The 16,721-nt window shown below is 51.3% G+C and carries 1 protein-coding gene (only partly in view); it reads left to right on the forward strand.

Annotated features, from left to right (window positions below; translation table 11 throughout):
• On the forward strand, positions 1-16,721 hold the 5' portion of the coding sequence (locus ACWGXJ_RS11600; RefSeq protein ID WP_452566775.1) for a non-ribosomal peptide synthase/polyketide synthase. 25,678 nt of this gene lie beyond the right edge of the window; only the first 16,721 of its 42,399 coding nucleotides appear in the window; the start codon lies at positions 1-3; its stop codon lies off the right edge, out of view.

Below are 16,721 nucleotides of genomic sequence, written 5' to 3' on the forward strand. Positions count from 1 at the left end.
ATGACACAGCAAAATGTTCAATTGTTTTCGCTAAGCCAGCCACAGCAACGGATTTGGTATACGGAGCTTCTGTATCCTAATCGGAACACATCAACAATTATTGCAACAGTAAAAATCAGGGGAACTGTTCGTATAGATGCCTTGCAACAAGCAATGAACCGGGTAATTGCCCAAAATGATTCTTTTCGTATCAAAATTACTGCTCAGGATGGGATTCCGTATCAATATGTAGAGCCGTTTACGGCGGAAAGTATAGAAACGCTCCAAGTTACCCCGGAAGAAGCAAAGGAATGGTTAAAGCGCCATAATCCACAGCCGTTCTCATTGTTGGATTCGCAGCTGTATCGATTTGTTATCTTGCAGCTCGGAGCAGAAGAAACCTGGTTTAATTTTAAAATGCATCATATTATCTCAGACGGCGTGTCCATGAATCAGGCCATTAATGAAATCACCGGACATTATATGGATATTGTGCATGGTACAGGTCAAGATACGCCGACCAAGGGCAATCCCTATCTGGATTTTATCCAGGTAGAGCAAAGCTATGAGCAATCAGACCGTTATCAAAAGGACAAAACGTACTGGACGGAAAAGTTTGCTGATTTGCCAGAGACTACAGGTTTGAAATCATATAACCCGCTGACACTGAGCACAGCTGCACGCCGGGAGAGCTTTATACTGGAACATGAGTTGTATCGTGGTGTTACGGCTTTTTGCGAGGAACATAAAATTAGTATTTTCACGTTCTTCCTGGCGGCTCTGTATATTTATTTGCATAAAGTGACGGGGGAGCAGGACTTAACCGTGGGGACACTTTATGCCAACCGTACGTCTAAGAAGGAAAAAGATACCATCGGTATGTTCGTCAGCACTGTGGCTACGCGTCTGTTAGTCGAACCAGAATCCGAACTGTTGACCTTCCTGCAAGGTGTAGGGAAGGAGCAGGCATCCATTTTGCGGCATCAGCGTTACCCGTACAACAAAATTATTCAGGATTTACGTGAACAGCAAAGCAGCCTGGACATTCAGCGTCTGTTTGGTGCTTCCATTCAGTACCGTACCTTGAGTTTCTCCCGGTTTGATGAAGCCATTCAGCAGGTAGATAACGATTTCTGCGGAGATACGGTGAACGACTTCGATATTCACATGGTTGAAATGCTGGATGATGATAGACTCGTGCTGTACCTAGATTATCGTACCGAACTGTTTAGTGAACAGGAAATTGCTCGAATTATTCGACAATTTTTGAGTGTGGCCGAGCATATGGTGCAGGGCCCACACAAGCGGATACAGGAATTGTCGCTGATCAGTGAGGAAGAACGGGCGCAAATCGTCGACGTATTCAATGCTACAGCGGTGGAATATCCACACGAAGCAGGCATTCATGAGTTGTTTGAGGAACAGGCTGAACGTACACCGAATCAGACAGCAGTTGTGTTCGGAAATGCCCGTTTAACTTATGGCGAACTGAATGTAAAAGCAAATCGACTGGCTCACACGTTGCGCGGACACGGTATTACCGCCGAGCAAACTGTAGGTATCGTTGCTGAGCGTTCCACGGATATGATCGTCGGCATGTTGGCGATTCTCAAAGCGGGCGGCGCATATGTACCGATTGATCCTGATTATCCGGCTGAACGTGTACGTTACCTGTTGGAAGATTCGGGGGCGAAGTTGCTGCTGGTGCAGCGTGCAGAACAGCAACCGGAGGAATACACCGGAATCGTACTGGATCTGAGCGATGCTAAGGTGTACGGGGCAGAGGATGACCAAGGCTTGAATACCGTACATTGGGAGCAAAACGAGGCTTATCATGCGGATTATACCGATTATATAAATCTGAAAAATGTGATTTTAAAGGAATCATCCTCGTCTGTCGTAGACAGCACTGCTGGAGAACAAGAACGTAATTTTGGAAACCGACTAGCTTATTTGATGTACACTTCGGGCACAACCGGACAGCCCAAAGGGGTTATGGTAGAACATCGCAATGTTGTGCGTTTGGTGAAAAGTACAAACTATGCGCAATTAGATGCTGATACACGCATTTTGCAAACTGGCGCTGTTGTCTTTGACGCGTCCACCTTCGAAATTTGGGGTGCGCTACTAAATGGTGGACAGCTCGTGCTGGTAAGTCAGGATGTCATTTTGGACGCTCCAAAGCTCAAGGAAGCCGTGCGCAACCATGGTATCACGACAATGTGGCTGACTGCACCGCTCTTTAACCAGCTATCTCAGCAGGACTTGGAGCTGTTCGAGGGGGTACAAGAACTGCTGGTCGGTGGTGATGTGCTGTCCGTACCGCACATTAACCGGGTGCTGGAGGCTCATCCGTCCCTGCGGATCATTAACGGCTATGGGCCGACAGAAAATACAACTTTTTCTACAACTCATGCGATTGCCAGCGTGCAATTGGAAGCGGTGCCGATTGGGCGTCCGATCCACAACTCCACAGCGTATGTCGTAGATCGTTCCATGCAGCTTCAGCCTGTTGGGGCATGGGGGGAGTTGATCGTCGGCGGCGACGGGGTGGCACGTGGCTACCGGAACCGTCCGGATTTGACGGCTGAAAAGTTCGTAGATAGTCCGTTCCGCAGCGGAGAGCGCTGCTACCGCACAGGCGATTTGGTGCGCTGGAATGAGGACGGGACGCTGGAATACAAGGGACGGATTGACGCACAGGTGAAAATTCGGGGCTACCGGATCGAGCTGGGTGAGGTGGAAGCGCAGCTGTTGAAGCTGGAAGCGGTGCAAGAAGCCGTCGTCATTGCACGTGAGGATGAGCAGGGGCAAAAGCAGCTCTGTGCATATGTAGTCACCCTTGCGGATATCGCGGCTAGTGAGCTGCGAAGCGCCTTGAGCCAAGAATTGCCCGGTTACATGGTACCGTCATATTTTGTGCAGCTGGAGCAATTGCCGTTGACACCAAATGGCAAAGTGGATCGTCGGGCGTTGCCGCAACCGGAGGGAAGCGTGGATTCCGGTGAGGATTACGTAGCGGCACGGAATGAGGTAGAACGGACGCTAGTGTCCGTGTGGCAATCTGTACTTGGTATCGAGCATATTGGTGTGCTGGATAACTTTTTCCATCTGGGGGGCGACTCGATTAAGGCCATCCAGGTGTCTTCAAGACTGCTGCAAAATGGTTACAAGCTGGAAATGAGAGAGCTGTTCCAGTATCCGACGATTGCTGAGCTGAATGGACGGGTGCAGCGGGTGACCCGCGTTTCCGATCAAGGAGAAGTCAGTGGAAACGTGGTATTGACACCGATTCAACACTGGTTCATTGAGCAGCAGCCATCAAAGCCTGAGCACTATAATCAGGCTCTGATGCTGCACCGTGAGGATCGTTTGGACGAAACGGCGCTTCATCAGGCACTGCAACGCATTGTAGAGCACCATGATGCTTTGCGCATCGTATTCCGCCAAAATGCGGACGGTGGGTATGAAGCATGGAACCGTGGCGTGCAAGAAGGAGAACTGTACAGCCTGGAAGTGGTTGATTTTACAAATGAGTCTGACTTTGCTCATTTGCTGGAGAGCAAAGCCAGCGAAATTCAAAGCAGTATCCGTCTAGATGAAGGCCCTTTGGTGAAACTGGGTCTGTTCCGTTGCCCGGATGGAGACCATTTGTTGGTAGCGATCCACCATTTTGTAGTCGACGGCGTGTCTTGGCGTATTTTGCTGGAGGATTTGGCATCCGGTTATGAGCAGGCTTTACGGGGCGAGTCTGTCCGTTTGCCTAATAAGACAGATTCCTTCCGCCTTTGGGCTGACCAGCTGTCCGCTTATGCGAACAACACAGCGTTGAAGAGTGAGCGTGCGTATTGGCAGCAGATTGAGCAAGCAGGGAAGAGTCAGGCATCCTTGCCTAAAGATTACACTCGTAAATCTCAGGCCAAGCCACAGCTTCGCGATGATAGGACACTGACAGTAGCGTGGACGGTAGAAGAAACGGAACAATTCTTGAAACAAGCCCATCGTGCCTACAATACGGAAGCGAACGACCTATTGCTGACAGCTCTGGGCACCGCAATTCAGGAGTGGGCAGGCATCCGTCAGGTGCTTGTAAATCTGGAGGGTCACGGACGGGAAGCCATTTTGCCGGATATGGATATTACGCGTACGGTCGGTTGGTTTACCAGCCAATTCCCGGTTGTACTCGATATGGGCGAGGAACAGAATGTGGGACGGCGTGTCAAGAACGTCAAGGAAGGACTGCGCCGTTTGCCGCATAAAGGAATTGGATACGGGATTTTGAGATATCTTGCTGACGGGGAAGGGGAAGCCGCTTTTGTCGCCGAGCCGGAAATCAGCTTTAACTATCTCGGACAATTCGATCAGGATTTGAAACATAATGCCTTTCGCATGTCTCCTTATTCCATCGGAGCTTCCATTAGTGACACGTTAACCAAGCGGTATGCTCTGGATATCAACGGCATGATCACGGACGGTGCACTGGAACTGACGATCAGCTACAGCAACAAAACGTTCATGAAAAAGTCAATCAAAAAGCTGGCTGATCTGCTTCAGGAGAGCTTGCGTGAGGTATTGGCTCACTGTGTGGAAAAAGAGTTGCCAGAGCTGACGCCAAGCGACTTGTCCTTCCAAGGACTGACGGCTGGAGAGCTGGATCATATTGCAGAGCAGACGGCTACTGCGGGAGAACTACAAAATATTTATTCGCTCACACCCATGCAAAAAGGCATCCTGTTCCACGGTTTAATGGAGCCGAAATCCGGGGCGTACTTTGAGCAGGCGACATTTGATCTGCAAGGCAGCTTTCAAGTGGAGGCTTTTGCCGAAAGCTTAAATCAACTGGTGGATCGCCATCAAATATTCAGAACGAATTTTTATAGCGGCTGGAATGAGCAGCCTTTACAGGTGGTGTACCGTCATAAACATGCCGGGTTCCGTTTTGAAGATGTGCGCTCAATGGGACAAGGAGAGCAGGACGCATACATTGCTGATTTTGCTGAGCGTGACAAAGCCGAGGGCTTTAATTTCAGCTCTGGCGAGCTGATGCGGGTGTCTGTTTTGCGTACAGGCGAGGAGTCGTACCGTTTTGTGTGGAGCTTCCACCATATTTTGATGGACGGCTGGTGCTTGTTCCTAGTTGTGGGGGAAGCATTTAATACGTACTTTGCCATCCTCGAAGACCGCAAGCCGGAGCTTGTCCCGGTAACGCCATACAGCGAATATATTGAATGGCTGGAGCGGCAGGACAACGCGGAGGCTGAACGGTTCTGGAGTGATTATTTTGCTGGCTTTGAGCAGCAGACGGTATTGCCGCAGGTAAAACAGCTGGACGGTCACGCTAAAGAATATGAAGCGGACAAGCTTTCGTTTACACTGGACTGCGAAGTGACGGAACGGATGAACAAGCTGGTTAAGCAAAAGCAAGTGACGGTCAATACACTTCTGCAAGCAGCGTGGGGCGTTGTGCTGCAACGGTATAACAACAGTCGGGATGTTGTATTTGGCAGTGTCGTATCCGGCAGATCAGCGGATATTCCGGGCATCGATAAAATGATTGGTTTGTTCATTAACACGGTTCCTGTACGGATTCACAGTGAGAAAGATATGACGTTTGCTGCGTTAATGAAGCAGATACAGGAGCAGGCACTGGCTTCCCGTGCCTATGAAACCTATCCGTTATATGAAATTCAGGCCCTGACAGAGCAAAAACAAGACCTGGTGAACCATATTATGGTGTTTGAAAACTACCCAGTGGAACAGCGCATGGAGCACATGGGTAGCCGTGGTACGAATGGTTTTACGATTGCCAATGCTTCAATGTCAGAGCAAACGAACTATGATTTCAACATTACGGTTGTGCCGGGGGATGAAATTCATGTCCATTTGGAGTACAACGCGCGAGTATTGGAACGTACAGCTGTAGAGCAAATCCGCGAGCATTTGCTGCATATGATTGAAGAAGCGATTAACAGACCAGATGCGCTGGTAGATGAGCTGGAGCTAGTGACTGTTTCGGAAAAAGCGAAAATCATCGACGGTTTTGGATCAGTAGGCGTATCTGCATGGAGTGATGAAAAGCAATCAGAAGGGTTGTTCCACGCCTATGTAGAAGAACAAGCGCAGCTTGCGCCGGATCACGTGGCAGTTGTATACGAGGAGCGGCAGCTTACATACCGCGAGCTGAACGAGCGTGGGAACCAACTTGCTCGTAGATTGCGGAATGAAGGCATTGGGCGCGAATCCATTGTTGGTATTTTGAGCGAGCGCTCGGTGGACATGCTGGTCGGCGTATTGGCAGTATGGAAAGCCGGCGGGGCATATGTACCGTTAGATGCGGATTATCCGTCCGAACGTATCCGCTTTATGCTGGAGGACAGCGGCGCGACAGTGCTGCTGACGCAAACAGGTTTGCAGGAGCGTGCCCAAGCATGGCTGGAGGAAAGCCGATGGGCTTTGGCCGAAGGAAAGGCTGAGGGCGAGCTGGAAACGGCGGTTAGCATTGAAACGATGGAAAGAGACAGCCTTAATGAGGGATTAAGCTTGAAATCAGATTCGTCATCTGATAGCGAAGCAGCATCCGAACCCGCAGCGAACTTGCGTCTGCACACCGTACTGGCGCTGGACGATGAGTCGCTGTACATCGGGGATGCCACGGATGTGGAACCTATCAATGAGCCGCAGGATCTGGCGTATGTGATCTATACGTCCGGTACAACGGGACGCCCGAAAGGGGTCATGATCGAGCATCACAGTTTGGTAAACACAGCCGCGGCCTACCGCCGGGATTACCGTCTGAACCAGTTCCCGGTACGGCTGTTGCAGCTGGCAAGTTTCTCCTTCGACGTATTCGTCGGGGATATTGCGCGGGCGTTCTATAACGGTGGCACGATGGTCATCTGCCCGAAAGACGACCGGATTGACCCAAGCCGTCTGTACGGCTGGATTCACGACTATCAGATTACGGTGTTCGAATCCACACCGGCTTTAATCGTACCGTTCATGCAGCATGTGCATGAACACGGACTGGACATGAGCAGTCTGGAACTGCTGATCACCAGCTCGGACAGCTGCAGCGTGACGGATTATCGGGTGCTGCAAGAACGGTTTGGCGCGGATGTTCGTATTATGAACAGCTACGGCGTCACGGAAGCGGCGATCGACTCCAGCTTCTACGACGAAGAACTGTCGAAGCTGCCAAGTAGCGGCAATGTACCGATTGGTCAGGCGTGGCTGAACGCACGGTTTTACATCTTGGACAGCCAGTTGAATCCGGTGCCGATCGGCGTGCTGGGCGAGCTGTGCATTGGCGGTGCCGGGGTGGCACGAGGCTACCTGAATCGTGCGGACCTGACGGCCGAGAAGTTCGTGGCAAACCCGTACGTACCGGGTGAACGATTGTACCGCACAGGTGACTTGGCGCGGTGGATGCCGGACGGCAATGTGGACTTTATCGGCCGGATGGACTATCAAGTGAAAATCCGGGGCTACCGGATCGAGCTAGGCGAGATTGAAACGGCGATCCAGCGGGCGCCGGGTGTGCGTCAAGCGGTAGTCATCGACCGGACGGATGAGCGTGGACACAAGTACTTGTGCGGATATATCACGGGAGAAGCCGAGCTGCGGATTGAGGAAGTACAGGCCGAGCTGGAAGCAGGACTGCCAGCACATATGGTACCTGCACGCTTGATGCGTCTGGAGACCATGCCACTGACGAGCAACGGCAAAATCGACCGCAAGGCCTTGCCGGAACCGGAAGGAAGCATCCATACCGGTGCAGCCTATGTGGCACCACGTACCACGGTGGAGCAGGTACTGGCTGCGGTATGGGCCGGAGTACTCGGCGTGGAAGCGGTAGGCACGCAGGATAACTTCTTTGAACTGGGTGGCGATTCGATCAAAGCGCTGCAAGTATCCTCCCGATTGCTGCAAGCAGGTTATCGACTGGACATGAAGGATTTGTTCAGCAATCCGACGGTAGCGTTACTCAGTCCTTTACTTCGTACAGATGGCAAGATGGCCAGTCAGGAAGAAGTCGTAGGCCAGGTGGAACTGACACCCATTCAGCGGTGGTTCTTCGAGCAGCAGCCGGCTGACCTGCACCACAGCAACCAGGCGATGATGCTGTATCGAGCTGGGCGCTTTGACGTCGACGCGTTGCGCCGTACGATGGAACGTATTGTCCAGCATCATGACGCATTGCGCACGGTATTCCGTGAGACGGAGCAGGATTATGTCGCTTGGAACCGCAGTGTGGAGGAAGGCGAGCTATACACGCTGGACATTGTAGATTTTAGAGGAATTGAGGACGAATCTGCCGCTGTAGAAGCCAAGGCGAGTGAAATTCAAGCCGGCATTCATTTGAGCGAGGGTCCGATTGTGAAGCTTGGTCTGTTCCATTGCGCTGAGGGCGACCATTTGCTAATCGTCATTCATCATTTGGTTGTGGACGGTGTTTCGTGGCGTATTTTGCTGGAGGATTTGGCATCCGGTTATGAGCAGGCTGTTGCAGGTCAAACAGGCACAGCTATTCGACTGCCGCATAAAACAGATTCTTTCCAGGTATGGGCCAAACAGCTGTCAGCCTATGCGAATCGTGCGACGATGGAGCGTGAGCTTGCTTACTGGCAGCATATCGAACAAGCAGAAGCCAGCCTCGCGAAGCCTTTGCCGAAGGATTTTGCCAATGACAATGCACGGCTCGGAGACAGTGAGGTTGTGACTGTGCGCTGGACGAAGCAGGAAACTGAGCAGTTGCTCAAACAAGCTCATCGCGCATACAACACGGAAATGAATGACCTGTTGCTGGCTGCGCTCGGCAAAGCCGTGTATGAATGGTCCGGTTCCGAACGGGTGCTGGTTAACCTGGAAGGCCACGGACGGGAAGCCGTTGTACCCGACGTGGATATTACGCGCACGGTCGGCTGGTTTACGAGCCAATTCCCGGTTGTACTGGATGGAAGTCTGGGACAAGGGGGAAATACGGCTCGTCTGATCAAACGGATTAAGGAAGGGCTGCGTCATATTCCACAAAAAGGCATCGGTTATGGTATTTTACGCTACCTGTCGGATATGAATGTGCTGGAGAAAGTAGGCGTACAGTTAAAGGCGCAGCCTGAGATCAGTTTTAACTATCTGGGCCAATTCGATCAGGACTATAAAGGCAATGATCTACAGCCTTCCCCCTATTCCATTGGTGTGCCTGTTAGCACGAACGCGGCTATGGATTTTGCACTAGATATCAATGGATTAATCGAGGATGGGGAGCTGATTTTCACGATTCGCTACGGCACAACGCAGTTCCGTCATGAAACGATTGCACGGCTGGGAGAGCTGCTAGCATCCGGCTTGCGTGAAGTCATTCATCATTGTGTAGCCCAAAAGAGAATGGTGTTGACCCCAAGTGATGTCTTATTAAAACATGTAACGCTGGACGAGCTGGAGCAATTGGTGAAAGATACACAAGATATGGGTGAACTAGAAAATGTGTATGCTTTGACGCCGATGCAAAAAGGTATGCTCTTCTTCAGTCTAATGGATGAGAGTTCGGCAGCTTATTTTGAGCAGGCCACCTTTGAATTGAATGGACGGTTTGATGTGGTTACTTTCAGCAAAAGCTTTGATCTGCTCGTACAGCGTCATGAGGCATTGCGGACGAACTTTATCAACTCCTGGAAGGATGAGCCTGTACAGGTCGTTTTCCGCAATCGCAGCGGAGAGTTGTACTATGAAGACCTGCGCGGACTGGAAAAAGAAGAACGAGCAGCGCGTGTTGAGGCTTTTACCCTTGCCGATAAAGCGAAAGGATTCAATCTCGCAGAGGATGCACTCATTCGTATTTCGATCCTGCAAACCGGGGATGAAACATATCACTTTATCTGGAGCTTCCATCATATTTTGATGGATGGCTGGTGCTTGTCCTTTATGACACAGGAGGTATTCGGCAGCTATCTGGCACTGCGCGCGGGTCATAAGCCAGTACTGGAGCCTGTTACGCCGTTCAGTCGATTTATTGAATGGCTGGAACGTCAGGACCGTGAGGCGGCCCTGCAGTACTGGAGCAGATATCTGAAAGATTATGAGCAGCAAATTACGCTCCCGCAGCAAAAAATACAGCCTAAATCGATGCACACCGGGGAATATGTTGCTGAAGATCTGGATTGCGAATTCCAGCCAGAGCTGGTTGCCCAGATCGAACGGGTGGCGAAGCAAAATCAGGTGACGATCAATACGCTGATTCAGACGGTATGGGGCGTCTTGTTGCAAAAATATAATAATAGTTCGGATGTTGTGTTCGGCAGCGTTGTGTCCGGTCGCCCAGGGGATATTCCAGGTGTGGAGCACATGATTGGGCTATTCATTAACACGATTCCAGTGCGCGTGCAGTCTGAACAAGCTGAAACCTTTGTTGAGCTGATGAAACGAACACAACGGCAGGCGCTGGCTTCCAATGCCTACGATGCGTTCCCGCTGTATGAAATTCAAGCACTGACCGAGCAGAAACAGGATTTAATTAACCATATTATGATATTTGAAAATTATCCGGTGGAGCAGCAGGTAGAGCAGTTGGGCAGTGATGGACAGGATAAATTTACGATTTCGAACGTGGTGTCTACAGAGGAAACCAACTATGATCTGAACGTCGTCGTGATGCCAGGTGAAGGCATCAAGATTCGTTTTATGTATAACACGCTCAGCTTTGATCAAGCAGGTATTGAGCGTCTGTATGGGCATTTTGCACGCCTACTGGAGCAAATTTCGCTCAATCCGCATGTTCGTGTTGAAGAGCTGGAACTACTCACAGCGGCGGAAAAGCAGCAGATTACAGCGGCATTTAATGACACCGCTTGTGCTTTTCCGTCTCATCAGACGATCCATCAGCGGTTTGAGGAGCAGGTAGAATATACGCCGGATCAGGTGGCATTGGTGTTTGGACATCAGCGTCTGACTTATCGGGAACTGAATGAACGGGCGAATTCATTGGCCCGAATGCTTCAAGCACAAGGAGTAGGACCTGACAAGCTGGTCGGTCTGATGGTACAGCGCTCAGTGGAAATGATCGTAGGCCTTCTAGCCGTTCTCAAAGCAGGTGGTGCTTATGTGCCGATTGATCCCGAATTTCCGTCCTCTCGTATTGCATACATGCTGGAAGACAGCGAGGCCGCAGTGCTTCTAACCCGTCGTGAGCTAGCAGAAGAGCATCATTGCCATGCCAATACCCTATTTCTTGAGGATGTAGCCTTGTATCAGGGAGAGAGTGGCAACCTGGAGACGATTGCCCGCCCAGAGCATTTGGCTTATGTCATCTATACGTCGGGTTCGACTGGGAATCCGAAAGGAGTTATGCTCCAGCATCGCTCGGTCCTCAACTTTATTACCGGAATGCGCGAAGTCATTGACTTTGAAGCGAGCCAAACCATTTTGTCACTGACGACTATTTCATTCGATATTTTCGTCTTGGAAACCATCTTGCCCCTGTTGGGTGGAATGACGGTGGTGCTTGGCGACAGCCAGCATCAGGTGAATCCGCAGGCGCTGGGTGAATTGATTACTCAACATTCGATTGAGATGTTGCAAATGACCCCATCCCGGTTACAAATGCTGCTAGGTCATGAAGCAGGTTCCCGCACACTGCAAAGCGTGAAGGCCATTATGGTCGGGGGCGAAGCCCTCCCGTCCAAGCTGCTCGCAGCACTGCAAGAAATAAACGGTCCTCGCATTTATAACATGTACGGACCTACAGAAACGACGGTGTGGTCGACCGTGCAGGAACTGACCCATGCGGAGCACATTAATATTGGACGTCCTATTGCGAATACCCAAATCTATATCATGAATGCGAATGGGGAATTGCAGCCCGTCGGCGTACCGGGTGAGTTATGTATTGCAGGGGAAGGATTGGCCCGTGGGTATTGGAAACGTGAAGAACTGACGGCCGAGAAATTTGTGAGTAATCCGTTTGCTGATGACAGGTCAGACCATGAACGGATGTATCGTACAGGCGATTTGGCAAGATGGATGCCGGACGGCAACATTGAATATTTGGGTCGGATGGACCATCAGGTGAAAATCCGGGGTTACCGGATCGAACTGGGCGAGATCGAATCGCATCTGCTGCAGGTGAAGTCGGTACAAGAAGCGGTCATCATGGCACGCACGGACGAAACGAGCCAAACACAGCTCGTGGCGTACTACGTGGCGAGTCAAGAGCTTGGAGCGGGTGAGCTGAGACAGGAGCTGGGACAAGAGCTGCCAAGCTATATGATGCCGTCGTATTTCATTCAGTTGGAGCAAATGCCGCTGACACCGAACGGTAAAATCGACCGCAAGTCCCTGCCAGCACCGGAAGGCGGTTTGCAAAGCGGAGCGGATTATGCAGCGCCACGTACTGTAACAGAACGAGCACTCGTAGCGATCTGGCAGTCCGTCCTGGGCGTGCCAACCGTTGGTATTTTAGACAATTTCTTTGACCTGGGCGGCGATTCGATCAAGGCGATTCAAATCGTGTCGCGTGCGTTCCAGGCAGGCTACAAGCTGGACATGAAGGATTTGTTCCGCTATCCCATCGTCGCAACCCTGGCACCGCATATGCACGAGGTCAGTCGTATGGCAGATCAGGGAGAAGTGAGCGGAGAAACGGCGTTGCTTCCGATCCAGCATGAGTTCTTTGCGCAGGGGCAAGTGGATGCGCATCACTTTAATCAGGCCGTTATGCTGCACCGGGAGCAGGGCTTTGACGAAGCTGCGCTGCGTCAGGCACTTGGCAAACTAGCAGAGCACCATGATGCACTGCGGATGGTGTTCAGCAAAACCGAGCAAGGCTATAAAGCATGGAACCGCGGAATACAGGAAGGCGAGCTGTATCATCTGGACGTGCTGGACTTTAGGGATTTGACGGATAAAGCCATACTCAGCGCGGCAATTGAAGCGAAAGCCAATAAAATTCAAAGCAGTATCCAACTGCAAGAAGGACCGCTGTTAAAGGCGGGTTTGTTCCACTGTGCAGATGGGGACCATCTCCTGATGGCGATTCACCATTTGGTCGTGGACGGGGTATCCTGGCGTATCTTGTTTGAGGATTTGGCTACTGCCTATGAACAGGCCGTTCATCAGGAAGTGCTTCAGCTGCCGGACAAAACGGATTCCTTCCGTTCCTGGTCACAAAAACTTTCCACCTATGCGAATAGCACAGCTATGGACAGTGAACACGCCTATTGGGAGCAATGGAACGCAGCCGCTTTGTCTGACCAAGTACGTTTACCTGAGGATCAAGCGCAGGCTGAGCCCTTTACCTTGGCTGACACCGATACAGTGGTCGTCCAGCTTACGGAGGAAGAGACATCAAAATTATTGAAGCAAGCACACCGCGCATATAACACGGAAGTGAACGATCTGCTTCTGACGGCACTGGGCATGATGCTGTACACGTGGACGGGTCATGAACGCAGCCTGATTAGTTTAGAGGAACACGGACGTGAAAACATTTTGCCGGATACGGACCTTTCTCGTACGGTAGGCTGGTTTACGAGTCCATATCCGGTATTGCTGGACGTTGGTTGTGATCCCGCTTTGTCAGAACGCATCAAACAGGTCAAAGAGAGCCTGCGCCTTATTCCGAATAAAGGAATGGGCTACGGAATCTGGAGATATTTGAGTGAAACCGGTCAAGCCGTTGGTCAGCAAACAGGTGTGCTGAGCCTAGGTCAATATCAAGCTTTTGCCGAGCCACAAGTAAGCTTTAACTATCTCGGACAGCTGGATCAGGACTTGCACAACAGCGCTATGCGTAGGTCTCCTTACTCAATTGGATCGATCGCTAGTGACCGGACGAAGATGAAATATGCGCTCGATGTGAGCGGAATCGTAACGAACGGCATCCTGGAACTGGACATTCGGTATAACGGCAAAGCCTTCCGTAAGGACACCGTCCAAATGCTAGCCAATCTGCTGAAATCCAATCTGCTTGAAATGATCGAGCATTGTGTCACACGGGAGCGGACCGAATTGACTCCAAGTGATGTATTGCTAAAAGGTCTGACAATGGAGCAATTAGATACGATTAAGGAGCAGACCAAGACGGTTGGGGAATTGGAAAATGTGTACCCCTTGACCCCTATGCAAAAGGGGATGCTGTTCCATAGTTTGATGAATGCAGAAACAGGCGTGTATTTTGAACAGGCGACCTTTGATCTGGAGGGGTACTTTGAGCCATCCCTATTCGAGGAAAGCTTGAAGCTGCTGGTTAGCCGGCATGCTATATTACGGACGAATTTCTACAGCGGCTGGTATGGTCAACCGTTGCAGATCGTCTATCGTCATAAAAATCCGAGCTTCCGTTATGAGGATGTCAGAGGGCGTGAACACGCTGTAGCTGAATTTGTGGCCCAGGATAAAGCTCGAGGCTTTGATCTAAGCAAGGATGCGCTTATGCGAGTATCCGTCTTCCGCACAGGGGATAGCTCATATCGTTTTGTATGGAGCTTCCATCATATTGTGATGGACGGATGGTGCCTGTCCCTGATGACGGACGAAGTGTTTGGGGCGTATTTGGCCCTGCTGGAGCACAAGCAGCCAGACCTCGCACCTGTCAAGCCGTATAGTGACTATATCGAATGGTTGGAACATCAGGATGCACAGGAAGCGACCCGTTATTGGAGTGACTATTTGGCAGGCTTTGAGCAGCGAACCTTGTTGCCTGGTGAGAACGCGCAAGCTTCTGTCGTCGCACGGGATAAAGAACCGGACAGAAGTGGTGAAAGTTCAAATGCCGGCTATGTTTTGGAAAAGCTGCCATTTAGGTTGGGCAAGGAGCAGAGTGCCGCATTAAACCAAATGGCCAAGCAGCAGCACGTCACGATTAACACATTGCTGCAAAGTGTGTGGGGCGTTATTTTACAGCAATACAATAATAATCAGGATGTTGTGTTTGGTGGTGTGGTATCTGGTCGTCCGGCAGACCTTCCGGGTGTGGAGAACATGATCGGACTGTTTATCAATACCATACCGGTGCGGATTCAAAGTGAATGGAATGCTACATTTGCTGAAATATTGCAGCGTACGCAGGAACAGGCTTTGGCCTCCAGTATGTATGACACGTTCCCGTTGTACGATATTCAGGCACTGACTGAACAAAAACAAGACCTGATTCATCACATTATGGTCTTTGAAAACTACCCGATCGGGCAACAGATGAAGCAGATGGGCGGTTCCGGCGAGACAAAGGCACAAACAGGCTTCTCGATTGCCAATGTGGCACTTGCCGAGCAAACCAACTACGATTTTAACCTGATTGTCGTGCCTGATGAGGATATCTCTATCCTGCTTGAATACAATGCTCTCGTGTATAGCCGGTCTGCCATGCAGCGTATCCAGGGCCATATCGACCATGTCATCGGACAAATTGTGGACAATCCGAATATCCGAGTGAATGAGCTGGAATTGGTAACACCGGAAGAACAGGCACAGCTCGTTCAGGTCTGGGGGGATACGGCGGCAGCCTATCCGCAGGATCAAACGCTAAGTGCACTGTTCGAGCAGCAGGCAGCGAAAACACCGGATCAGGTGGCAGTATTGTGCGGAGCGGAATCGTTGACCTACGCTGAGCTGAATGAGCGTGCCAACCGTCTCGGACGTACTTTGCGTGCAGAAGGCGTCCAACCGGATCAGCCCGTGGGCATTTTGGTTCAGCGTTCGCTGGACATGATCGTAGGCATTTATGCGATCCTCAAAGCAGGCGGAGCCTACGTACCCATCGATCCAGAATATCCGGCGGATCGCATCCGCTTTATGCTGGAGGACTCGGGAGCGAAGCTGGTGCTGACGCAGTCGCATCTGGCCGAGCAAGCATCGCTGAGTTTCAACGGCCAGGTGCTGGTGTTGGATCGTCATGAGCAGGATGGCCAAGACATTTACCACAAAGACGGTTCGAATCTGGAGCCACTGGCTGGCCCGCACCATGTAGCCTATGTCATCTATACCTCCGGCTCCACGGGAAAACCGAAGGGCGTGATGGTGGAGCACCATTCCGTGTTGAACCGGATTTTGTGGATGCATGATCGATACGGCTTGAGTGCAGAAGACACAATCCTGCAAAAGACCGCATTCACGTTCGACGTATCGGTGTGGGAGCTGTTCTGGTGGTCGCTGGTTGGCTCGAAGGTGAGTCTGCTGTCCGTTGGCGGGGAAAAGAACCCGGAAGACATCGTTGACACGATTGCCCGCGATGGCGTGAGCACGATGCACTTTGTTCCCGCCATGCTGCATGCGTTCCTGGAGTACGTGGAGCAGCAGCCACGGGAAGTGATGCAAGCGAAGCTGGGCACGCTGCGCCACGTATTTGCCAGCGGCGAAGCGTTGCCGCCACAGCATGTGGCCCGGTTCCAGCGGCTTGTGTCGAGCCTGGCCGGAGCGAAGCTGATCAACCTGTACGGTCCAACCGAAGCGACGGTGGACGTATCGTACTTTGATTGTGAACCGGATGAGGAATATGGAGTTATTCCAATCGGAAAACCGATTCAGAATATTCGTCTGTACATCGTGAAGGAAGGCACGGAGCAATTGCAGCCGATCGGGGTTGCAGGAGAACTGTGCATCAGCGGTGTCGGCGTAGCCCGAGGCTATCTGAACCGTCCAGAGCTGACGGCCGAGAAATTCGTAACCGATCCGTTTGCTGGCGGGGAAGCAGGCTATGAACGGATGTACCGCACAGGCGATTTGGCGAGATGGATGCCGGACGGGAACATTGA

Source organism: Paenibacillus sp. S33, from assembly GCF_053615415.1.